We start from the raw sequence: 21,677 nt of genomic DNA on the forward strand, positions 1-21,677 counted from the left end.
TAACGCCTTTCGACTCAGCCTCAGGCATCCAGCTTGGCGCCGAAGCTCTCGGCCTTCTTGGCCAGGTCGTCGAGCCCGCCGATCAGGAAGAACGCCTGCTCGGGAATGTGGTCGAACTCTCCCTTGGTCAGCTTGTCGAACGCCTCGATGGTCTCCTTCACCGGCACCGTCGAACCCGGCTGACCGGTGAACTGCTCGGCCGCCATCATGTTCTGCGACAGGAACCGCTCGATGCGCCGGGCGCGCTGCACGAGCTGCTTATCCTCTTCGGACAGCTCGTCGATACCAAGGATCGCGATGATGTCCTGAAGGTCCTTGTACCGCTGCAGGATTCGGATGACTTCCTGCGCGACGCGGTAGTGCTCGTCGCCGACGATGCCGGGGTCGAGAATGGTCGAGCTGGAGGCCAGCGGGTCCACCGCGGGGAAGATGCCCTTGGAGAACACCGAACGCGACAGCTCGGTGGTCGCGTCGAGGTGCGCGAACGTCGTCGCCGGCGCGGGGTCGGTGTAGTCATCGGCGGGCACGTAGACCGCCTGCATCGACGTGATGGACCGGCCGCGGGTCGAGGTGATGCGCTCCTGCAACTCACCCATCTCGTCGGCCAGGGTCGGCTGGTACCCCACCGCCGACGGCATGCGGCCGAGCAGCGTGGACACCTCGGACCCGGCTTGCGTGAACCGGAAGATGTTGTCGATGAACAGCAGCACGTCCTGGCCGGCCTCGTCGCGGAACCATTCCGCCATGGTCAGGGCTGACAGCGCCACCCGCATACGGGTGCCGGGTGGCTCGTCCATCTGGCCGAACACCAGAGCGGTGTCCTTGAGCACATCGGCCTCTTTGAGCTCGACCCAGAGGTCGTTGCCCTCGCGGGTGCGCTCCCCCACGCCGGCGAAAACCGAGGTGCCACCGAAGTTTCGGGCGATGCGGTTGATCATCTCCTGGATCAGCACCGTCTTGCCCACCCCGGCGCCGCCGAACAGGGCGATCTTCCCGCCTCGCACGTACGGGGTGAGTAGGTCGACGACCTTCAGCCCGGTCTCCAGCATCTCGGTGCGGGGCTCGAGGTCCTCGAAGGCCGGCGGCTTGCGGTGAATCGACCAGTGATCGAAGTCCTCGCCGTAGCCGGGCTTGTCCAGGCAGTCACCGAGCGCGTTGAAGACGTGGCCCTTCACGGCCTCACCGACCGGCACAGAGATCGGCCTGCCCGTGTCCTTGACCGCGACGCCGCGCACCAGGCCGTCGGTGGGCTGCAGTGAGATCGCCCGAACGAGGCTGTCCCCCAGGTGCTGGGCCACCTCCAGCGTGAGCGTCTTCTTGAGCTCCTCGAAGGTGATTTCGGCGTGCAGCGCGTTGAACAGCCCGGGGATCGAGCCGCGCGGGAACTCGACGTCGACGACGGGACCGGTGACGCGAACCACGCGACCGTTGATCTCGGTGTCGTCGGCCTTTTCGGTCTTCTCTGCGGTTTCGGTAGTAGCAGCCATAATTTTCTTCTTCCTCGTGTGCTACTTAGCGTCGGCGAGCGCGTTTGCGCCACCGACGATTTCGCTGATCTCCTGGGTGATTTGAGCCTGACGTTCCCGGTTCGCCATCAGGGTCAGTTCTTTGATCAGGTCGTCCGCGTTGTCGGTCGCCGACTTCATCGCGCGTTGGCGCGAGGCCAGCTCCGACGCCGCGGATTCGAGCAGCGCCGCGTAGACCCGGGTCGTGATGTACCGCGGCAACAACGCGTCGAAAAGCGTTGTCGCGCTGGGCTCGAACGAATACAACGTGTGGAGTTCCTCGGCCTCTTCGACGTACTCCACGACCAGCGGGGCGATACGGTGCGCCGCCGCCGCCTGCGACATCATCGACTTGAACTCCGAGTAGACGATGTGCAGTTCGTCGACGCCCTGGTCGTCCGACAGCTCATCGCCACCATCGCCCGCGCCCTTCATGAAGGCGTCGACCAACGTGGAAGCGATTTCGGCGGCATTTTCGTACTGCGGTTGCTCGGAGAAGCCCGTCCAGGATTCGGTGATGTCCCAGTTGCGGAATCTGAAGTAGTTCTGCGCTTTGCGGCCCACGGTGTACAGCACCGGTGTCTTCCCTTCCTCCCTGAGCAGGGAGAAGAGCTCTTCGGAGCGACGGAAGATGCTGGAGTTGTATGCGCCGCACAACCCACGGTCAGACGACACCACCAGGACGCCGGCCCGCTTGGGTTCTTCCCGCTCGACCAGCAGTGGGTGATCCAGGGCGGCTTCGGCGGACAGGGTGGTGAGCATCGCGGTGATCTGAAATGCGTACGGGCGCGCGGCGTGCAGCCGGGCCTGCGCCTTACCGATGCGCGAGGTCGCAATCATCTCCTGGGCCTTGGTGATCTTCTTGATCGACCCGGCCGAGCGAATCCGGCCGCGTAGTTCGCGGAGTGTGGCAGCCATCTTTAGCTACTTCTTGTCCTTCGGGGCGTCCTTCTTGGCGTCCTTCTTTTCCTTCGGCTTTTCCTTCTTGACTTGCACCGACTCCTTTGCCAGGTCCTCTTCGTCCATCGCCTCGACGTGCTCGTCGGGCACCACCGATCCGCCGCCGCTGGCCCCGAATCCCTTCTTGAACTTGTTGATGATCTCGACCAGCCGGTTCTCGGCCTCTTCGTCGAGCTTCTTGGTGTCGCGGATCCCGGCCAGGAGCTTCTCCTCGGACGCCCGCATGTGGTCGAGCAGCTCGGTCTCGAAGCGCCTGACGTCCTCGACCGGCACCGAGTCCAAGTGGCCGCCGGTGCCCAGGAAGATCGAAACCACCTGCTCCTCAACCGGCATCGGTTGGTACTGCGATTGCTTGAGCAGCTCGACCAGCCGTTCGCCGCGCTCCAGCTGAGCCTTCGAGGTGGCGTCGAGATCCGATGCGAAGGCCGCGAACGATTCCAGCTCGCGATACTGCGACAGGTCCAGACGCAGCGACCCGGCCACCTCCTTCATCGCCTTGATCTGTGCGGCACCACCGACGCGGGAGACCGAGACACCGACGTTGATCGCCGGCCGCACACCCTGGTTGAACAGATCGGACTCCAGGAAGCACTGCCCGTCGGTGATCGAAATGACGTTGGTGGGGATGTAGGCCGAGATGTCGTTGGCCTTGGTCTCGATGATCGGCAGACCGGTCATCGAACCGCCACCGAGCTCGTCGGAGAGCTTCGCACAGCGCTCCAGCAGCCGCGAGTGCAGGTAGAAGACGTCACCCGGGTACGCCTCGCGGCCCGGCGGACGCCGCAGCAGCAGGGAGATCGCGCGGTACGCCTCGGCCTGCTTGCTCAGGTCGTCGAAGACGATGAGCACGTGCTTGCCGTCGTACATCCAATGCTGGGCGATGGCCGAACCCGTATAGGGCGCAAGCCATTTGAAGCCAGCGGAGTCGGACGCCGGAGCCGCGACGATGGTCGTGTAGTCCATGGCCCCGCCCTCCTCGAGCGCTCGCCGGACCGAAGCGATCGTCGTGCCCTTCTGCCCGATGGCCACGTACACGCAGCGGACCTGCTTCTTTTCGTCGCCGGACTCCCAGTTCTCCCGCTGGTTGAGGATGGTGTCCACACACACCGCGGTCTTGCCGGTCTTGCGGTCGCCGATGATGAGCTGCCGCTGACCGCGCCCGATCGGCGTCATCGCGTCGATGGCCTTGATCCCGGTCTGCAGCGGCTCGCTCACGCTTTGCCGCTGCACCACCGACGGCGCCTGGATCTCCAGCGCGCGGCGGATGTCCGTCTCGATGTCGCCGCGCCCGTCAATCGGGTGGCCGAGGGGATCGACCACGCGGCCCAGGAAGGCGTCGCCGACGGGGACCGACAACACCTCGCCGGTGCGCTTGACCTGCTGGCCCTCCTCGAGCTTCTCGAAGTCACCCAGGATGACCGCGCCGATGCTGTGTTCGTCCAGGTTGAGCGCGACGCCGAGCACGCCGCCGGGGAACTCGAGCAGCTCCTGCGTCATCACGGACGGCAGGCCTTCGACGTGGGCGATGCCGTCTCCGGCGTCGATGACGGTCCCCACTTCCTCGCGGGAGGTGTCGGAGGTGAAGGAGTCTACGTATTCCTCGATGGCGCTCTGGATGGCATCAGCGGAGATTGTCAACTCAGCCATGGCTTTTCGTCTTCCTACTTGTCGTTCGCGTCGGTCTGTGTCGGTCTTCGGTAGGTCGTTGTGGTGGCGGGTTGGTGTTCAGTCGGGCAGGTGCGCCTGAGCCGCGGCCAGCCGGGCCGAGAGCGTCCCGTCGATCACCTCGTCGGCCACTCGGATCAACAGCCCACCCATCAATTCGGGGTCGATCTGCAGGTGCACAGTCACCGGGTGGCCGTAGATACGGCTCAGCACGTCGGTGAGGCGGGTGCGTTGGGCGTCGCTGAGCTCGGCTGCCGCGCTGACCTGTCCGACGATTTCACCCCGGCGAGCCACCGCGACTTTCGCCAGAAACTGAACAGCCTCCTCGGCGGGCTCGCCGCGCAGCAACGCGATGGTTTGCGACAGCAGCGCCAAGGTGATCGGGTTGACCTTGCCGCTGGCGTTCTCAAGCACGTTGCGCAGCAAGCGCACCCGCGCTTCCGCTGGAGTTGCGTAGTCGCCCAACAGGATTGCGAGGCGGGGCTGGCCATCGAGAACACGGGAGAACCGGAACAATTGCTCCTCGACCTCGCCGACCCGGTCCTCGCGTTCGGCGATCTCCAGCAGAGCTTGCCGCGACACGTGTTCGAGGGCATCGACGATGTCGGAGCTCGCCGACCAGTGCTCGCAGACGGCGGCCCGCAGCACCTCGAGGGTGGCGTCGCCGACCGTGTCGGAGAACAACCGCTCGAGCAACCGGATCCGGGGCCCCGAGTCTTCGGCCGGCACCGTGAGATAACGGGTGACGACGATCTCGCGGTCGAGCATCGCGGCGACCGAGACCAGCTCGCTGGAAAGCGTCGTAAGCGCCTTGTTGTCAAGGTCTTTGACGACGGTCTTCAGCTTGTCCGTAAGGTTGCGGAGCGCTTGGCGGCTGGCCGTGCGCATCTTCGCCAGCACCGGGTATTGGACGTCGGCAGGCGCCGGCGCCATGGCATCCAGTTCGTCGAGGAAGCGGTCGACGGTGGACGACCGCTGCGCCTCGTCGGAGACGTAGTTGCGCACCAGCTCCCGGGCCTGGCGGACGGCCTCATGGCCAAGTTCCAGGCGAAGCTGGCGGGCCAGCTGGGTTCCGAGCAGCTCCGCCTGGCGGGCACCCTGCACTTTGATGCGCTCCGCCTCGGCCTCGGCCTGGGCCGCCATCTGCTCGGTGATGCGGCCCGAGTCCGTTTTCGCCTCTTCGACGATGCGCTCGGCTTCGACCTTGGCCTCCTCAACCGCCTTGCTGTGGGCGGTGGTCGACTCGGTCAACCGATCGGCCGCTGCCGCACTGTCTTTGAGCTGCTGACGCACTGCCTCTTGCCGGGCGGTCATCAGGCGACGCACCGGCGGCACCACGTAACGCACCACCAAGAAGACGATGACGGCGAATCCCACCAGCTGTCCGATGAATGTCGACATGCGTTGATTACCGTCCAGAGTTTCCAGTTGCGGTGGCGGGAGCGACGTCGACGCCGAGGATGCGACCGGCCAGCGTCGCCGACATGCCCGCCACGTTCGCGCGCAGGTCCAGCTCCACCGCGTCTCTCTCTCGCTTCAATTGCTCGGAGGCCATTTGCAACGTCGACAACACCTGTTGCTCGGCACCGGCGCGCGCGTCCTCGACCACCTTACGGCCTTCTGCCCGGGCGTCGTCGCGCAACGACGACGCCTGAACCCGGGCCTCCTTCAAGGCTTCTTCGTAGTCGGCCCGCGCGGCCTCGAATTGCTCGGACGCCTTCTTGTTGTCCGCGACGGTCTTGGCGACCATGGCGTCGCGTTCCCGCATCACCTTCAGGATCGGCGGAACGACGAAGGTGCCGATGACGGCAAGCACGATGAGGAAGATGGCCAGTACGAAGAAGAAGGTGCCGTTGGGAACGAGGAAGTTGCTGCCTCCGCCCTTGCCTCCCTCGCCGCCCTGGCCGGCCGCCAGGACAATCAGATTCGCGTCGCCCATAACAACGAGTTAGGTGACCGGGGTGGCGAAGACGAACAGCGCCATGAACGCCAAGTTGATGAAGTACGCCGCCTCGACCAGACCGACGGTGATGAAGAACGGCGTGAACAGCCGCCCCTGCGCCTCGGGCTGCCGAGCGATGCCGGATACCAATGCATTACCCGCGATACCGTCACCGATACCGGCACCGATCGCGCCGCCGCCCATGATGAGCCCACCGCCGATGAGGGCACCGGCTGCGATAGTGGGGTCCATTCTTTCCTCCTTTATGTGGTGGCTATCTGGTAGCGGTCTACCAGGCTCCTGTAGTCGTGCTTGGTTCGGGACGATTCGTGACGGGATCAGTCATGATGCTCCTCGATCTCCATCGCCTGGCTGAAGTACAGGATGGTCAGGATCGAGAAGATGAAGGCCTGGATCGCCCCGACGAAGAGGTCGAACGACTTCCAGATGGCATTGGGCAGCCACATGATGTAGGGCGGGAACAGGGCGATCAGCGCCACGAGGATGCCCCCGGCGAAGATGTTGCCGAAAAGTCGGAGCGACAACGAGATCGGCTTGGCGAGCTCCTCGACCAGGTTGATCGGGGCCAGGAACGCCACGTGACCCTTGAGGACCGCCAGCGGGTGCCCGATGATGCCGCGACGCCAGATCCCCGCGACGTGATAGCAGACGAAGACGAACAGGGCCAGCGCCAACACGTAGTTGATGTCCGCCGCAGCCGACTTCAGCAGCTCGGTGGTGTGTCCGGACTTGTCGGTGTACTGCAGCGGCAGCACCGACAGCCAGTTGGAGATCAGGATGAACACGAAGATGGTGACCGCCAGTGGGAGCACAAACGGGGCGATCCGCATGCCGATGGCGCTCTCGATCTGACTGCGCATCTGCTCGGTGATGGCCTCCCAGAACAACTGAACGCCGCTGGGAACGCCCTTTGAGGTGATCTTCGCGCGCAGGAAGAACGCCAACGCGAGCACGATCACCGCGGCGATCGCGGTCGACAGGATCGTGTCCGTATTGACGGTCAGGCCCAACCAGGTCGCCGTGTTGTGCTGGCCAACCTCGATCTGGGATTCGGCCAGGACGATCTCAGTCATCCCCGAGGCTCCTTTCGCCGGATCCTGCCGGCCCTTCCGTGGACGCCGGCTGGGCCGCGGAAGGCACCATCGGCTCTCCCGCCGCTCCGGCGCGGATCTTCTTCCAGACCGGCAGCGCGGTCGTTGCCACCAACAGCACCTGGAACAGCGCCAGCCCGAACATCACCCCCAGCCCGGAAGGCCGGAAAACGAAGGCGATGATCAGCGCGAGCACCGTGATGACGGCCAGCCGCGACGCCGAGTTGAGTGCCATGTTCCTTTTCAGCGGGTGATCCCCCGCGGTGATGGACGCAACCGAACGCCGCACCAGCAGCGCGTTGAGCAAACCGAGGAGCAGCCCGACACCGAAGAACACCCCGAACATCAGGTGGCCGAGCGACGCGGCGGCGACCACCGCCGCTGCGGTGACCGCGACACAGATCACTAGCAAACGAACGGGGCGGAACGCAACAGAGGGAAACACCAACGGCGCATCCTGCGCTGGTGTCGTCACTGCAGCACCTCAATCCCAGGTTGACGGAACGGGAACCCCCCGACCGACTGATCGGTGGCCCGCCGAGCGTATCGCACGTCACAGCCGAATCACCCAAGGGGTATCTCACGGCACCGATCTCCAAACGGCGCGTCCGGACGAGCGTCCGGAAGGCCGCTCGCGCGGCGCCCTGCGAGGCTGGTTTTGGGGGTTCTACCTGCACCGTACCACATGGTGGACACCTGCTACTACCGCGTGTCGTAGTCGTCGTCGTCGTAGTCGTCGCGACGGCGCAGGAGCGGAATCAGTGTCACCACACCGGCCACGAGGATGGCCGCGAGCATGACCAGAGCGGTATCGCGTGGGTCGAAAAAGATGGTGCTCGCGGCGCCGAACGCGACGATGCCGACCCACAGATAGATCAGCAGTACCACCCGCCGGTGCGAGTGCCCGATCTGCAGCAACCGATGGTGCAGGTGCATCTTGTCGGGGCTGAAGGCGCTGCGGCCCGCCCGGGTCCGGCGGACGATCGCCAGGAGTAGGTCGAGCATCGGCACGAACATGACCGCCACGACCAGCAGGAACGGCGACAGAAGAGCAAACACGTCACGGGCCCCGTAGGCGTTCTGTGAGACCGGCCCGGCCGCGGTGGTAGAGGCCGCGGCGAGCATGAGCCCGATCAGCATGGAGCCGGAGTCGCCCATGAAGATCTTCGCGCGGTGGAAGTTGTGGGGCAGGAAGCCCAGGCAGGCACCCGCGAGGACCACCGAGATGACGGCGGGCGGATAGAACAGCACGTCGCCGCCGTGGTCGCGCAGCAGACCCACTGAGAACATGCAGATCGCCAGCGCCGTGATGAGGCCCAGCCCCGCGGCCAGGCCGTCGAGCCCGTCGACAAAGTTCATCGCGTTGACGATCGACACCGTCAACGCCAGCGTCAGCAGAATGGACGAGGCCTGGTCGAGCACGATGGTGCCGACGCCGCCGATAGGTATGTAGAGGACGCTCCAGGCGACCCCCATAGTGACGAGCACGCTCGCCGCGGTGATCTGACCCGCGAACTTGGTCAGCGCGTCCAGCCCCCAGCGGTCATCGATGAGGCCGATGCCCATGATCACCGCGCCGGCCACCAGCACCGCAGGCATGCCGGTCGAATAGACGAAGCCGCGGGTCAGAGCGGGAAGCTGGGACGCCAGGAAGACGGCGGAGACCACACCGAGAAACATTGCGAGCCCGCCCATCCGGGGGGTGGGCGTCACGTGCACGTCGCGTTCCCGCGGATAGGCGACCGCCCCCAGGCGGGTGGCCAGCACCCGCACCGGCCCGGTCGCGAAGTAGGTCATGATCGCCGCGGTGAGGCCGACCAGTGCGAGTTCCCGCAGCGGCACGCCGGCGCCGCGGTCGGACAGGGAGAGGAATCCCCCGGCGAGGGTAGCTAGCTCGCTGGCCGGGACGCTGGACACCCCGGAACCGTACTGCACCGACCTGAGTCGGGCTCAACCACGCTGGGCGGTCAGACTCGCCGGTTCGACACCGAGCACCTCCGCGATCCGCTCGGCGCTCACCGGGCCTTCCCGCAGGATGCGCGGAGTCGCCCCGGTGAGGTCGAGGATCGTCGAGGCAGCCTGCTGCTGCGACGGGCCCCCGTCGAGGTAGACGTCGACGAGGTCGCCGAGCTGAGCGCGCGCCTCGCCGGCGTGCACCGCGGGTGGACGGCCCGAGACGTTGGCGCTCGAAACCGCCATCGGCCCCACCTCCCGCAGCAGCTCGATGGCCACTGGGTGCAGCGGCATCCGCAGCATCACGGTGCCGCGTGCGTCCCCGAGGTCCCACTGCAACGACGGCGCCTGCGCCACCACCAGACTGAGCGCGCCGGGCCAGAACGCGCGGATCAGGTCGCGCGCGCCGTCCGGCATCGTGTACACCAAGCCCTCGATGGTGTGCCAGGAACCGACCAGGACCCCCACCGGCATGTCCCGGCCCCGGCCCTTCGCCGACAGCAGGGCGGCCACGGCCGCGCTGTTGAAGGCGTCGGCACCGATCCCGTACACGGTGTCGGTCGGCATGACGACCAGGCGGCCGCCCTTGAGCGCCGTCACCGCCGACGCGATGCCGAGCGCGCGCTGGTTCGGGTCGGTGCAGTCGAAGACCTCGGTCACGCTCTGCCCCTGCGCGCAGTCACGAATCGCGGGCGGCCGGCAAAGTCGTGTCGGGCCTCGACATCGCCGAACAGGCCTGCGCGCTCGACCAATTCGACAGTCCGCGCCGACGTGGTGTCGTCGTGCTCGACGGCGAACAGCCCGCTCGGGCGCAGCCATCGCCCGGCGAGGCCGACGATGGGACCGATCAGCGCCATTCCGTCCGGGCCGCCGAACACCGCGTGGTGCGGATCGTGCTCCGCCACTTCCGGTCCCACCGTGGCGTCGTCCGGAACGTAGGGCGGGTTGGCCACGACCAGGTCTACCGCCGCGTCAAGCTCGGGAAACAGACCCGGCTCGCCGACGTCGGCGCGCACGACCTCGATGTTCGTGCCCGCGACGTTTCGCCGCGCGTACTCGAGCGCTGCGTCGGAATCGTCGACGGCGATCACCCGAGCGGCGGGTCGGTGACGCGCCAATGCGAGTGCCAAAGCGCCGGAGCCGGTGCACAGATCGACGATCACCGGGTTTGCCGAAAGCGGCTGGGCGGTGGCCCATTCCAACATGGCCTCGGTCTCGGGGCGCGGCGTGAACACGCCCGGGCCGACCTGCAGGAGCACCGGCCCGAAGGCCGCCGTCCCGATGAGATGCTGCAGTGGCACCCGCCGCGAGCGCGCGGCCACGACGTCGCGGTAACGCTCGAAGAAGTCATCGCCGGGCGGGTCGAGGACGGCGAGCCTGCCGCGTTCGGTGCCCGCCAGGTGTGCGGCGAGCTGCTCGGCGTCGTAACGCGCGGAGTCGATCCCGGCTTCGGCGAGCCGCGCCGCAGCACAGTCGATCGCGCGCCGCAGCGTGTTCATGTGTGTTGCAGTCGCGACTGCTTGTCGGCGGCGCTCAGCGCATCGAACAACGCGTCGAGGTCGCCGTCGAGCACCTGATCGAGATTGTGGGCCTTGAAACCGATCCGGTGGTCGGTGATCCGGTTCTCGGGGAAGTTGTAGGTACGGATCCGTTCGCTGCGGTCCACCGTCCGGATCTGGCTGGCGCGGTCGGCCGACGCGTCCGCCTGCGCCTGCTCCTCGGCCAGTGCCTGCAGGCGCGCGGCCAGCACCTGCAGCGCCCGGGCCTTGTTCTGCAGCTGCGATCGCTCGTTCTGACAGGTCACGACGATCCCGGTGGGCAAATGGGTGATCCGCACGGCCGAGTCGGTGGTGTTGACACCCTGGCCGCCCTTGCCCGACGAGCGGTACACGTCGATGCGCAGATCCGATTCGTCGATCTGCACCTCGCCGACCTCTTCGGGTTCGGGGTAGACGAGCACACCGGCGGCCGACGTGTGAACGCGGCCTTGCGATTCCGTCACCGGAACCCGCTGCACGCGATGCACGCCACCCTCGAACTTCATTCGCGACCACACGCCGTCGACCGAGTCGCCCTTGCTCGCGATGGACAGCGTCGCGTCCTTGTAACCGCCCAGGTCGGAGGTGGTCTCGTCGAGGACCGTCACGGTCCAGCCGTGCCGCTCGGCATAGCGGATGTACATCCTTGCCAGGTCGGCCGCGAACAGTGCCGACTCCTCGCCGCCCTCACCGGATTTCACCTCGAGCACGATGTCGTCGGCGTCATGCGGGTCGCGCGGCGCCAGCATGTCGGTGAGCTGGGTGTCCAGCTCGGCCACCCGCGCCTCGAGTTGGGTCACCTCGTCGGCGAAGGACTCGTCGTCGGCGGCCAATTCGCGCGCCGTTTCCAGGTCGCCGCGGGCCGACGCCAACTTGCGGTAGGTGGCCACGATCGGGGCCAGACGGGCGAAGCGACGGCCGGCCTTGCGGGCCTCGCCGGGATTGCTGTGCAGTTCCGGATCCGACAGGGCGCGCTCGAGGTCGGCGTGCTCGGCCAGCAGCACGTCAATGGTCTGTACCGGCTGCGTCATGTCTCACCTCCTGCCCGTCCGCACGCGCTTCTACCGCAGACACGAACCGACGCCCGGCCCGTGCGGTTTGCGCACAGTTCGGGCGTCGGTATACGGCTATTTGCCGGCGGCGTCGGCCTTGCGCTTGCCGTACCGCTTCTCGAAGCGCGCGACCCGGCCGCCACTGTCGAGGATCTTCTGCTTGCCGGTGTAGAACGGGTGGCACTGCGAGCAGACCTCGACGACGATGCGTCCGCCCGGCTTGGTGCTGCGCGTCTGGAAGGTGTGGCCGCAACCGCAGACCACCGTGGTCTCGGCGTATTCGGGATGAATATCTGTTTTCATGCTGTCCTCTTCGGTCTGGTCGAGCGTCAATTATGCCAGCTCAACCGGTATCTCCCCAAAACAGCGGGGCAGGCCTTCGCATTCCCGGCGGGGGGTCGGGCGCGAAACATAATCCACTGAGACGTCACCGGGCGTGTCGTGTGCGTGGTTTATGTGTCGTGACCGACCCGGCTGATCAGGCGTGAACCGCTAGTCGTTGTCCATCGACCCCGGCGTCGTCTTCGACACCTGGACCAGGAACTCGTAGTTGTTCTTCGTCTTGCGCAGCTGCGACATCAGCAGGTCGATGGCCTGGTGCGAGTCCAGCCCGGACAGCACGCGACGCAGCTTGTGCACGATGCCGAACTCGTCCGGGCTGAGCAGCAGCTCGTCCTTGCGGGTGCCCGACGGGTTGACGTCCACAGCCGGGAACACGCGGCGCTCGGCGATCTTGCGGTCCAGCTTGAGTTCGGCGTTACCGGTGCCCTTGAACTCCTCGAAGATGACCGTGTCACCCGTGGAGCCCGTCTCGACCATCGCGGTGGCGATGATGGTCAGCGACCCGCCCTCCTCGATGTTGCGGGCGGCGCCCAGGAACCGCTTCGGCGGGTACAGCGCAGTGGAGTCGACACCACCGGACAGGATCCGGCCCGAGGCGGGCGATGCGTTGTTGTAGGCGCGCCCGAGGCGGGTGATCGAGTCCAGCAGCACCACGACGTCCTTGCCCTGCTCGACGAGCCGCTTGGCGCGTTCGATGGCCAGCTCGGCGACGGAGGTGTGATCCGACGGCGGCCGGTCGAACGTCGAAGCGATCACCTCGCCCTTGACCGAGCGGGTCATGTCGGTGACCTCTTCGGGCCGCTCGTCGACGAGCACGACCATGAGGTGGCATTCCGGGTTGTTCTTGGTGATCGCGTTGGCGATGTCCTGCAGGATCGTCGTCTTACCCGCCTTGGGCGGCGAGACGATCAGCGCACGCTGACCCTTGCCGATCGGCATGATCAGGTCGATGACCCGGGTGGTCAGGCGGTCGGGGGTAGTTTCCAGGCGCAGCCGCTGGTTGGGGTACAGCGGCGTCAGCTTGCCGAATTCCGGCCGCTTCCTGGCGTCTTCGACCGAGCCGCCGTTGACGCTGTCCAGGCGCACCAACGGGTTGAACTTCTGCCGCTGGTTGGGCTGCTCGCCGTCGCGGGGCACCCGAACCGCGCCGGTCACCGCGTCGCCGCGGCGCAGCCCGTTCTTGCGCACCATGTTCATCGACACGTAGACGTCGTGCGGGCCGGCGAGGTACCCGGAGGTGCGCACGAACGCGTAATTGTCGAGCACGTCCAGGATGCCGGCCACCGGCTGCACGACGTCGTCCTCGCGCAGTTCGGCGTCGGCGCCCTCGCCCGTGCGCTCGCCGCGGCGCCGGCGGTCGCGGAACCGGCGTCCGCGCCGGCCCTGGCGGCCCTCGCCGTCGTCGTCCTGCTGGTTCGCGCCGCCGCGGTTCTGCTGGCCGCCCGAGCCCTGCTGGTCGCTGGCGGCGTCTTTCCCGCGCTCGTCGGCCTTGGTGTCCTGTTGGCCGCCCTGGCGGCCGTTGTTGCCGGCGCCGTCGCCGGGGTTCGCGCCGTCGCGGTCGGCGCCGGCGTTGCGGGCGGCGTTGCCGGCCTCCCTGGAGGCGCTGCGGCGTTCGCGGCGTGGCGCCTCGGCGGTCGAACCGTTCTTTTCCCCCTGCTCGGCCGGCGCCTCCGGTTGAGCGGCCGGCGCTTCGGCGGTGGCGGTGTCGGATTTGTCGCCGTTGTCAGACTTGGGCGCCGCGGTAGAAGTGCCGTTGGCCTTGTCGCGGAGGTCTTTGATCGCGGCGATGAGTTCGTTCTTACGCATGCCCGACGTCCCCTTGACGCCGATTTGGTTAGCCAGCGCACGCAACTCCGGCAGCACCATGGCGGACAGAGAGCCAACCGGGGCATCGGTTTTGACGTTGGGTGTGTCTGGGGTCACGGGGGTGGAGAGCTGGTCGCTGTCCGTGCTCTCGCCAGCCGTGAACAGGTCCGTATCAGTCACGGATTTCCTTTCTTCCCCCGCTGATCAGGTCATACGGGGGGTCGTTGCATTCAGCAGATGCGCCGAGTGCGCCCAATCATCGACTCTGCAGCGGTGATCGCCTGGATCGGCGGAGAAAACGGCGAACCTCGTCCACGAGAAGAATTGGTAGGTCGTCCTAGCCGCAATGCAGTATGGATGCAGATGCAGATGCTGCGATTGCTGGACGGGTCCGAGGATAGCCCGCATCCTGGTCGGAAGCAAGCAAACCCTCCGGCCACGCTGTGGATCAACCCGGGACGGTGACTCCGGGACTCCAGCGAACTCCTTCGCCCGCGGTCATCGCCGTGACCGTGAATCCGTTTGCCGCCCCGAACTCCGTCGCCACCGACGGTAATTCCTGCTCCGTGGTCAGTGCGATCAACGAGGGACCAGCCCCCGAGAGAGTCGACGCCACGTTATGACGCCGCAGCAGCCGCAAATATTCCGCCGAGCGCGGCATCGCCGGCGCGCGCTGCGGTTGGTGCAGGACATCTTCAGTGGCCGCCATCAGCAGATCCGGTCGTTCGGTGAGCGCCACGACCAGCAACGCGGCCCGGCTCACGTTGAACGTCGCGTCCTCGTGGCTGACCCGGGAGGGCAGCAGCACCCGGGTCTCCGCGGTCAGCGAGCGCTCCTCGGGAATGGCGCAGAACAGGCGGATGTCCGGGTGGAGCCGCAGCGGCACCGCCGAATATTGCGGCCCGTCGCCGCCGCGGGCGATCCAGGACACCACAGCACCGCCCAACACTGCCGCCGCGGCGTTGTCGGGGTGCCCCTCGAACTCGGAGGACAGCTGAATCAATTGGGCTTCGCTGAGCGGTGCCGAATCCGTCTGTGCGACAAGCCCGTTCACCGCAGCGAGACCGCCGACCACGGCAGCGGCAGAGGAGCCCAGGCCTCGGGAATGCGGGATGGCGTTGCGGCAGCGCACCACCAGCCCCCCGGCGCGCACGCCCGCGGCCTGCAGCCCGCGTTCGACGGCGCGCACCACCAGGTGTTCAGGGCCCAGGGGGACCTGGTCCGCACCCTCTCCCTCGACGTGCACGGTAAGCCCGGATTCGGTTGTCTCCAAGACGATTTCGTCACACAGATGCAACGCCAGGCCGAGGCTGTCGAAACCCGGGCCCAGGTTGGCGCTGGACGCCGACACCACGGCGTTGGCCACCAACCCGGCGGGCAGCAACGAGGTCACCGACAGGCTCCCATTCAGGCGAGGCCCAGCTTCTCGACGACGAGCACCGGATCGACGGGCAGCGGGGAAACGGTGGGCATGTCCCTGAGCGCCGTGTCGGGGTCCTTCAGCCCGTTACCGGTGACCGTGCAGACCACCGTGGACCCGCGGGACACCCAGCCATCGTCGACGGCCTTGAACAGGCCGGCGATGCTGGCCGCGGAGGCGGGTTCGACGAAGACGCCCTCCGACTCGGCCACCAGGTGGTAGGCCGCCAGGATCTCTTCGTCGGTGGCCGCCAGGAATCGTCCGTTCGACTGTTCCTGCGCCTCGACGGCGGCCGTCCACGACGCCGGTGCACCGATGCGGATCGCGGTGGCGATCGTTTCCGGGTGCTTGACCGGCTTGCCGGACACCAACGGCGCCGCCCCGGCCGCCTGGGTGCCCAGCATCCGCGGAAGCTTGTCGATGATGCCCTCGTGGTGATATTCGCGGTATCCCTTCCAGTACGCGGTGATGTTCCCCGCGTTTCCCACCGGAAGGGCGTGCACGTCAGGTGCGGTGCCCAGCGCGTCGACGATCTCGAACGCCGCCGTCTTCTGGCCCTCGATGCGCACCGGATTGACCGAGTTGACCAGCGCGATGGTCGGGAAGTCGGCGGCCATCTTGCGGGCCAGCTCCAGGCAGTCGTCGAAGTTGCCGTCGATCTGAATGATCTTGGCGCCGTGCATGACCGCCTGCGCGAGCTTGCCCATGGCGATCTTGCCCTGCGGGATCAGCACCGCGCAGGTGATGCCGGCGCGGGCGGCGTAGGCCGCGGCTGAGGCCGAGGTGTTCCCCGTCGACGCGCACAGGACGGCCTGCTGGCCGCGCGCGAGCGCGTCGGTGACCGCCATCGTCATGCCGCGGTCCTTGAAGGAGCCAGTGGGGTTGAGGCCCTCGACTTTGAGGTGGACCGTGCAGCCGGTCCGCTCCGAGAGCCGGATCGCGGGAATGAGCGGGGTGCCGCCCTCCAGGAGCGTGACCGGGGTCCAGTCGTCGCCGACCGGCAGCCGATCGCGGTACGCGGCGATCAGTCCCGGCCAGGGTTGGTGGGTGGCCGTATGCGAAACGCTCACAGGGTGGTCCCTTCCAGTCGCAGCACGCTGGCCACGCTCTGCACGACATCCAGGTCGGCGAGCGCCTCGACGGTTTCGGAAAGCGCGGCATCCGTCGCGGTGTGGGTGACGACCACGATGCGCGCGCCCACCCGCCGGCCACCCTCGTCCACCACGCCTTCCTGGCGGACCTCGGCGATGCTGACGTCGCGCTTGGCGAATTCCGCTGCCACCGAGGACAAGACGCCCGGCTTGTCGGCCACGTTCATGCTCACGTAGTAGCGGGTGGAGATCATTCCCATTGGCGCGATGGGAAGTTGGGCGTACCGCGACTCCTTCGGCCCGCGGCTGCCCAATACCCGGTTGCGGGCGGCCATCACCAGGTCGCCGGTCACCGCGGACGCGGTGGGCGCGCCCCCGGCGCCCTGGCCGTAAAACATCAGCCGTCCCGCCGCCGCGGCCTCGACCACGACCGCGTTGAACGCGCCGTTGACGGTGGCGAGTGGGTGCGACAGCGGCACCAGGGCCGGGTAGACGCGGGCCGAAACCCGTTCCTGCCCATCGGCACCGGTGATGCGCTCGCAGATCGACAGCAGCTTGATCGTGCAGCCGAGTGCCCGCGCCGACGCGAAGTCGGCCGGGGTGATCTTGGTGATGCCCTCGCGATAGACATCGTCCGCTGTCACCGGGGTGTGAAAGGCGATGGACGCCAGGATCGCGGCCTTGGCCGCGGCGTCGTAACCCTCGACGTCGGCGGTGGGGTCGGCCTCGGCGTAACCCAGGGCGCCGGCGTCGGCCAGCGCGCTGCCGTAGTCGGCGCCCGTGCTGTCCATCGCCGAGAGGATGTAGTTGGTGGTGCCGTTGACGATGCCGGCCACCCGCAGCACCGTGTCGCCGGCCAGCGACTGGGTGAGCGGACGGATGACGGGGATCGCACCCGCGACCGCCGCCTCGAAATACAGGTCAACGTGGGCGCTTTCGGCCGCCTGCGCCAATTCGCCGGTGGACTGGGCCAGCAACGCCTTGTTGGCGGTGACGACGGACTTGCCGTGCTCGAGCGCGCTGAGGATCGCCTTGCGCGCCGGCTCGACCGGGCCCATCAGTTCGACGACGATGTCGACGTTCTCGCGCGTCACCAGCTCCTCGATGTTGTCGGTGAGCAGCTCGACCGGCACGCCGCGGTCGGCGGCGACGCGGCGCACCCCGACACCGCGCAGGACCAGCGGCGCACCGATGCGGGCCGCGAGGTCCTCGGCGCTGTCCTCGATGATGCGGACAACAGCGCTTCCGACATTGCCCAGCCCCAGGACCGCTACGCCAACGGGCTTGTCGTCACCGGACACAGTTCACCTCCAAACTCAGCAGGTCGTCGACCGTCTCGCGGCGCAGGACCAGGCGGGCGCGTCCGTCGCGCACCGCGACCACGGCGGGCCGCCCGACCATGTTGTATCGGCTCGACAACGAATAGCAGTAGGCGCCGGTGGCGGCCACCCCGAGCAGGTCCCCAGGCCGCAGGTCGCCGGGCACCCAGGTGTCGCGCACGACGATGTCGCCGGTCTCGCAATGCTTTCCGACGACGCGGGCCAGGGTCGCCGGCGCGTCGCTGGTCCGCGACACCAGCCGGGCGTCGTACTGAGCGTCGTAGAGGGCGGTGCGGATGTTGTCGCTCATGCCGCCGTCCACGCTGACGTAGCGCCGGTGCGCCGTGGCGCTGACGTCGACGTCCTTGACGGTGCCGACCTCATACAGCGTGATGGTGCCGGGCCCGGCGATGGCGCGTCCGGGCTCGACGACCAGCGTCGGCGTCGGAAGTCCGACGGCCGCGGACTCCTTGCTCACGATGTCGCCGAGCTTGGCGGCCAGCTCGCCCACCGGCGGCGGGTCATCGCTCGCCAGGTACGAGATGCCCAGGCCGCCACCGAGATCCACCGTCGAGATCTGTGCGGTCTTGTCGACGCCGAATTCCGCGACGATGTCGCGCAGCAGGCCGATGACGCGGTGCGCGGCGACCTCGAAGCCGTCGACGTCGAAGATCTGCGAGCCGATGTGGCTGTGCAGGCCGACGAGGCGCAGGTGGTCGGTCGCGAACACGCGGCGCACGGCCGCCATCGCGGCACCGCTGGCGATGGACAGCCCGAACTTCTGGTCTTCGTGTGCGGTGGAGATGAACTCGTGGGTGTGCGCCTCGACACCGACGGTGAGGCGCACGAACACGTCCTGGACGATGCCCGCGTCGGCCGCGATCGCGTCCAACCGCTCGATCTCGATCATCGAGTCCACCACGACGTGGCCCACCCCGGCCTTGACCGCGTCGGTCAGTTCGGCGACGGACTTGTTGTTGCCGTGGAAGGTGATTCGCTCCGGCGGGAAGTCGGCGTGCAACGCGACGGCCAGTTCGCCGCCGGTGGACACGTCCAGGGACAGGCCCTCTTCGGCGACCCAGCGCGCGACCTCGCCGCACAGGAACGCCTTGGCGGCGTAGTACACGTTGGCGCCGCCGCCGAAGGCCGACGCCATCTCCCGGCAGCGGGAACGGAAGTCGTCCTCGTCGATGACGAACAACGGGGTGCCGTACTCGTGGGCAAGGTCGGTCACCGAGAGGCCCGCGACGGTGGCCGCGCCGGTGTCGTCGCGGGAGACGTTGCGCGGCCACACGTTCGGCGCCAATCGCATCAGGTCCTCGGCGGACTGCGGCCGCGGCGGGCTCTCGTTGTGCCGGGTCTCCTCGGCGTGCCGGGGGCCGGCGGGATGGACGTTCACATTCGCTCCGGCGCGCCGACTCCGAGGATGGTCAGCCCGTTGGCGATCACCTGGCGGGTGGCCTGGCACAACGCCAGCCGGGCGGTGTGCAGGTCGGTGGGCTCCTCGTCGCCCTGGGGCAGGACGCGGCAGGAGTCGTAGAACCGGTGGTAGTCGCCGGCGAGGTCTTCCAGGTAGCGGCACACCCGATGCGGTTCGCGCAGGGACGCGGCAGTTTCGAGGATCCGCGGGAATTCGCCGATGCTGCGCAGCAGCGCGCCCTCTTTGTCGTGGTCGAGCAGCTCGAGGTGCGCGGTGTCGGGGACCAGGCCGAGCTCGGCGGCGTTGCGGGCCAGCGCCGAGAGCCGGGCGTGCGCGTATTGCACGTAGTAGACCGGGTTTTCGTTGGAGGCCGAGGACCACAGCGCCAAGTCGATGTCGATGGGGGTGTCCACCGACGACCGGATCAGGCTGTAGCGGGCCGCGTCGACGCCGATCGCCTCGACCAGGTCGTCGAGGGTGAGGACGGTACCGGCGCGCTTGCTCATCCGGACGGGCTGCCCGTCGCGCACCAGGTTCACCAGCTGCCCGATCAGCACCTCGACGGTGGCGGGATCCTCGCCGAACGCCGCGGCGACGGCCTTGAGCCGGGCGATGTAGCCGTGGTGGTCGGCCCCGAGCATGTAGATGCAGAGGTCGAAGCCGCGTTGCCTCTTGTCGAGGTAGTACGCGATGTCGCCGGCGATGTAGGCCGGCTTGCCGTCGCTCTTGATCACGACGCGGTCCTTGTCATCACCAAAAGCGCTGGTGCGCAACCAGGTTGCGCCGTCCTTCTCGTAGATGTTGCCGGTCTGGCGGAGCTTCGCGATCGCCTGGTCGACGCGGCCGCTGGTGTGCATCGAGTCTTCGTGGGTGTAGATGTCGAAGTCGGTGCCGAACTCGTGCAGCGACCGCTTGATGTGGTCGAACATCAGGTCCACGCCGATCCGGCGAAAGGTCTCGTGCATCTCGGCGTCCGGCAGGCTCAGCGCGTCGGGCGCCCGCTGCAGCACCTGCTGAGCGATGTCGCCGATGTAGGCGCCGGCGTAGCCGTCGGCCGGCGTGGGCTCGCCCTTGGCCGCGGCGACCAGCGAGTGGGCGAACCGGTCGATCTGGGCGCCGTGGTCGTTGAAATAGTATTCGCGCGCCACGGCCGCGCCCTGCGCGGACAGCAGCCTGCCCAGGGCGTCACCGACGGCCGCCCAGCGGGTGCCGCCGATGTGGATGGGCCCGGTCGGGTTGGCCGAAACGAACTCGAGGTTGATCTTCTGCCCCGCCAGCGCGTCGGAGTGCCCGAATGTGTCGCCGGCGTCGATGACGGTGTTGACGATCACGGCCTGCGCCGATGCCTCCAGCCGCAGGTTGATGAAGCCGGGCCCGGCCACCTCGGCCGAGGCGATGCCGTCGGCCCGCGCCAGCGCGTCGGCGAGCCAGCCGGCGAGTTCCCGCGGGTTCGCGCCGACCTTCTTGCCGAGCTGCAAGGCGAGGTTGCTGGCGTAATCGCCGTGCTCGGGGTTGCGCGGGCGTTCCACAGTGACCACGGGCGGGAGCGCGGTGGCGTCGAGCCCGCGTTGGGCCAGCACCGCGACGGCGGTGGCCTTCAGCAGCTCAGCGAGGTCGGCGGGGGTCACGAACGTCCATCCTATGGGCTAGGGTCCTCCCACCCCGAATCCATTGCGGTGGCCGAGCGGTCATCACGATGCGCTAGTCTGTCCGTGCTTGTGCAAAGCCCCATGGCGCGACAACCTCGTTGCAGCGCCCCCGTAGCTCAGGGGATAGAGCGTCTGCCTCCGGAGCAGAAGGCCGCAGGTTCGAATCCTGCCGGGGGCACCACGTGACCAGCACTTTTGCCGGATCACACGGTGCACGAAGGCCCGCAACCGGCCTCGATGTCACGAGGATGTCACAACTCGCATCAAACCGGCTTCCAGCCGTCCCAATAACGACCAAAGTCAACAACGAGCCCGTCAGCGATCTGGTCAAGCTTGGTGAGCTCGCGGAAGTCGTCTCCTCGACCCCACCAGTCGTTAAGCATCAACCTCTGCCACACGAGGCTGAGTGCGTAGTCGCCGCCGCCTCCGATGAGTTGGTCCTTGTTCTCCGGCGCGAAGATCGCAACGGCCAGCAGGCCCATCACTACTGATATCGGGAGCTGGAGTTTGCCGTCACGTGTCAGCCGGATTCTCACAGCGTCGCCGCCATCCTCGATGGCTGTCAGTTCGAAACCCTCTGGAAGTTCGTCGCCGTGACCGTGGGTGCACCGATGAATGCCATAGATCACATCCGCTAAATCAGGGCGCTTGTCGGGAAGGTCTGATTTCACCGCCACAGGAAATCGAATTAGTCCAACGTTGAGGCCCGTCAGCGCGACCGCGCCGAAGATGTCGAGGGAGTCGCGAATCGTCCGTTTGAACCGTGCGGCGACTGATTTTTCCTGCGGGTACCGCTTCTTACCCGTTCCGTCGACGGCATTGCATGCATGAAGCATCGCCGCATCCCACTTACCGCGCCCCCACTCTTGGAGTGCATGCGTTACCGAATCACCCACATTCATC

Annotated in this window: 20 protein-coding genes and 1 tRNA gene; 1 reads left to right on the forward strand and 20 read right to left on the reverse strand. The window is 67.3% G+C overall.

Going from position 1 to position 21,677, the window contains the following annotated elements:
- Positions 1-20 precede the first annotated feature (20 nt).
- The 19 genes from atpD to argS form a co-directional block, all read right to left on the reverse strand.
- Positions 21-1,487, reverse strand: coding sequence for a F0F1 ATP synthase subunit beta (atpD, locus tag G6N56_RS09660; protein ID WP_085255460.1), 1,467 nt, complete (start codon positions 1,485-1,487; stop codon positions 21-23).
- Between the two features lie 21 nt (positions 1,488-1,508).
- On the reverse strand, positions 1,509-2,423 hold the full coding sequence (locus G6N56_RS09665; RefSeq protein ID WP_085255461.1) for a F0F1 ATP synthase subunit gamma: 915 nt from the start codon (positions 2,421-2,423) through the stop codon (positions 1,509-1,511).
- Positions 2,424-2,429: 6 nt separating this feature from the next.
- Positions 2,430-4,112: a F0F1 ATP synthase subunit alpha gene (gene atpA / locus G6N56_RS09670; RefSeq protein ID WP_085255462.1), complete on the reverse strand. Its 1,683-nt coding sequence runs from the start codon at positions 4,110-4,112 to the stop codon at positions 2,430-2,432.
- A 78-nt stretch (positions 4,113-4,190) separates the two neighbouring features.
- Entirely contained in the window at positions 4,191-5,531 is a 1,341-nt protein-coding gene (locus tag G6N56_RS09675; protein WP_085255463.1) for a F0F1 ATP synthase subunit B/delta, read from the reverse strand.
- A 7-nt stretch (positions 5,532-5,538) separates the two neighbouring features.
- Entirely contained in the window at positions 5,539-6,069 is a 531-nt protein-coding gene (locus tag G6N56_RS09680) for a F0F1 ATP synthase subunit B (protein WP_085255464.1), read from the reverse strand.
- A gap of 9 nt (positions 6,070-6,078) precedes the next feature.
- The gene (locus tag G6N56_RS09685; RefSeq protein ID WP_071509226.1) at positions 6,079-6,324 is read right to left on the reverse strand and encodes a F0F1 ATP synthase subunit C; all 246 of its coding nucleotides are present in this window, start codon (positions 6,322-6,324) and stop codon (positions 6,079-6,081) included.
- Between the two features lie 86 nt (positions 6,325-6,410).
- Positions 6,411-7,166, reverse strand: coding sequence for a F0F1 ATP synthase subunit A (atpB, locus tag G6N56_RS09690; RefSeq protein WP_085255465.1), 756 nt, complete (start codon positions 7,164-7,166; stop codon positions 6,411-6,413).
- A complete protein-coding gene (locus G6N56_RS09695; protein WP_085255466.1) occupies positions 7,159-7,659 on the reverse strand; it encodes an ATP synthase subunit I in 501 nt (166 codons plus the stop codon). The genes atpB and G6N56_RS09695 overlap by 8 nt, the downstream gene beginning before the upstream one ends.
- 227 nt (positions 7,660-7,886) lie before the next feature.
- A complete protein-coding gene (locus tag G6N56_RS09700) occupies positions 7,887-9,119 on the reverse strand; it encodes a glycosyltransferase family 4 protein (RefSeq protein WP_085255467.1) in 1,233 nt (410 codons plus the stop codon).
- 15 nt (positions 9,120-9,134) lie between these two features.
- Positions 9,135-9,797, reverse strand: coding sequence for an L-threonylcarbamoyladenylate synthase (locus G6N56_RS09705; RefSeq protein ID WP_085255468.1), 663 nt, complete (start codon positions 9,795-9,797; stop codon positions 9,135-9,137).
- Positions 9,794-10,636, reverse strand: coding sequence for a peptide chain release factor N(5)-glutamine methyltransferase (gene prmC, locus G6N56_RS09710; protein WP_085255469.1), 843 nt, complete (start codon positions 10,634-10,636; stop codon positions 9,794-9,796). Before prmC ends, G6N56_RS09705 begins: the two co-directional genes overlap by 4 nt.
- Complete coding sequence (gene prfA / locus G6N56_RS09715; RefSeq protein WP_085255470.1) at positions 10,633-11,706, reverse strand: peptide chain release factor 1; 1,074 nt, start codon at positions 11,704-11,706, stop codon at positions 10,633-10,635. Before prfA ends, prmC begins: the two co-directional genes overlap by 4 nt.
- A gap of 96 nt (positions 11,707-11,802) precedes the next feature.
- Positions 11,803-12,030 carry a 50S ribosomal protein L31 gene (gene rpmE / locus G6N56_RS09720; protein ID WP_085255531.1) on the reverse strand — a complete coding sequence of 76 codons (228 nt, stop codon included), beginning with the start codon at positions 12,028-12,030 and terminating at the stop codon, positions 11,803-11,805.
- A gap of 189 nt (positions 12,031-12,219) precedes the next feature.
- Positions 12,220-14,055: a transcription termination factor Rho gene (rho, locus tag G6N56_RS09725; protein WP_085255471.1), complete on the reverse strand. Its 1,836-nt coding sequence runs from the start codon at positions 14,053-14,055 to the stop codon at positions 12,220-12,222.
- Between the two features lie 268 nt (positions 14,056-14,323).
- The gene (gene thrB, locus G6N56_RS09730; RefSeq protein WP_408632674.1) at positions 14,324-15,268 is read right to left on the reverse strand and encodes a homoserine kinase; all 945 of its coding nucleotides are present in this window, start codon (positions 15,266-15,268) and stop codon (positions 14,324-14,326) included.
- Between the two features lie 14 nt (positions 15,269-15,282).
- Positions 15,283-16,365: a threonine synthase gene (thrC, locus tag G6N56_RS09735; RefSeq protein WP_085255472.1), complete on the reverse strand. Its 1,083-nt coding sequence runs from the start codon at positions 16,363-16,365 to the stop codon at positions 15,283-15,285.
- Entirely contained in the window at positions 16,362-17,687 is a 1,326-nt protein-coding gene (locus tag G6N56_RS09740) for a homoserine dehydrogenase (protein ID WP_085255473.1), read from the reverse strand. The genes thrC and G6N56_RS09740 overlap by 4 nt, the downstream gene beginning before the upstream one ends.
- Entirely contained in the window at positions 17,677-19,104 is a 1,428-nt protein-coding gene (gene lysA, locus G6N56_RS09745) for a diaminopimelate decarboxylase (RefSeq protein WP_085255474.1), read from the reverse strand. Before lysA ends, G6N56_RS09740 begins: the two co-directional genes overlap by 11 nt.
- A complete protein-coding gene (gene argS / locus G6N56_RS09750; protein ID WP_085255475.1) occupies positions 19,101-20,753 on the reverse strand; it encodes an arginine--tRNA ligase in 1,653 nt (550 codons plus the stop codon). Before argS ends, lysA begins: the two co-directional genes overlap by 4 nt.
- A gap of 126 nt (positions 20,754-20,879) precedes the next feature.
- Between argS and G6N56_RS09755 the strand changes: the two genes are divergently transcribed.
- Positions 20,880-20,955, forward strand: a tRNA-Arg gene (locus G6N56_RS09755).
- Between the two features lie 82 nt (positions 20,956-21,037).
- On the opposite strand, the gene G6N56_RS09760 is transcribed toward G6N56_RS09755, so the two are convergent.
- The gene (locus tag G6N56_RS09760) at positions 21,038-21,676 is read right to left on the reverse strand and encodes an Rv1289 family protein (protein WP_085255476.1); all 639 of its coding nucleotides are present in this window, start codon (positions 21,674-21,676) and stop codon (positions 21,038-21,040) included.
- Between the last annotated feature and the right edge of the window lies 1 nt (position 21,677).

It is taken from the genome of Mycobacterium saskatchewanense, from assembly GCF_010729105.1.
Classification (GTDB): Bacteria; Actinomycetota; Actinomycetes; order Mycobacteriales; family Mycobacteriaceae; genus Mycobacterium; species Mycobacterium saskatchewanense.

What these genes read in the sequence shown, in the direction of transcription:
- G6N56_RS09760 (WP_085255476.1), bottom strand. Translation starts at nt 21,676, where the DNA reads ATGAATGTGGGTGATTCGGTAACGCATGCACTCCAAGAGTGGGGGCGC.
- prfA (WP_085255470.1), bottom strand. Translation starts at nt 11,706, where the DNA reads ATGACGCAGCCGGTACAGACCATTGACGTGCTGCTGGCCGAGCACGCC.
- prmC (WP_085255469.1), bottom strand. Translation starts at nt 10,636, where the DNA reads ATGAACACGCTGCGGCGCGCGATCGACTGTGCTGCGGCGCGGCTCGCC.
- atpA (WP_085255462.1), bottom strand. Translation starts at nt 4,112, where the DNA reads ATGGCTGAGTTGACAATCTCCGCTGATGCCATCCAGAGCGCCATCGAG.
- atpB (WP_085255465.1), bottom strand. Translation starts at nt 7,166, where the DNA reads ATGACTGAGATCGTCCTGGCCGAATCCCAGATCGAGGTTGGCCAGCAC.
- G6N56_RS09685 (WP_071509226.1), bottom strand. Translation starts at nt 6,324, where the DNA reads ATGGACCCCACTATCGCAGCCGGTGCCCTCATCGGCGGTGGGCTCATC.
- rpmE (WP_085255531.1), bottom strand. Translation starts at nt 12,030, where the DNA reads ATGAAAACAGATATTCATCCCGAATACGCCGAGACCACGGTGGTCTGC.
- G6N56_RS09675 (WP_085255463.1), bottom strand. Translation starts at nt 5,531, where the DNA reads ATGTCGACATTCATCGGACAGCTGGTGGGATTCGCCGTCATCGTCTTC.
- G6N56_RS09680 (WP_085255464.1), bottom strand. Translation starts at nt 6,069, where the DNA reads ATGGGCGACGCGAATCTGATTGTCCTGGCGGCCGGCCAGGGCGGCGAG.
- G6N56_RS09665 (WP_085255461.1), bottom strand. Translation starts at nt 2,423, where the DNA reads ATGGCTGCCACACTCCGCGAACTACGCGGCCGGATTCGCTCGGCCGGG.
- atpD (WP_085255460.1), bottom strand. Translation starts at nt 1,487, where the DNA reads ATGGCTGCTACTACCGAAACCGCAGAGAAGACCGAAAAGGCCGACGAC.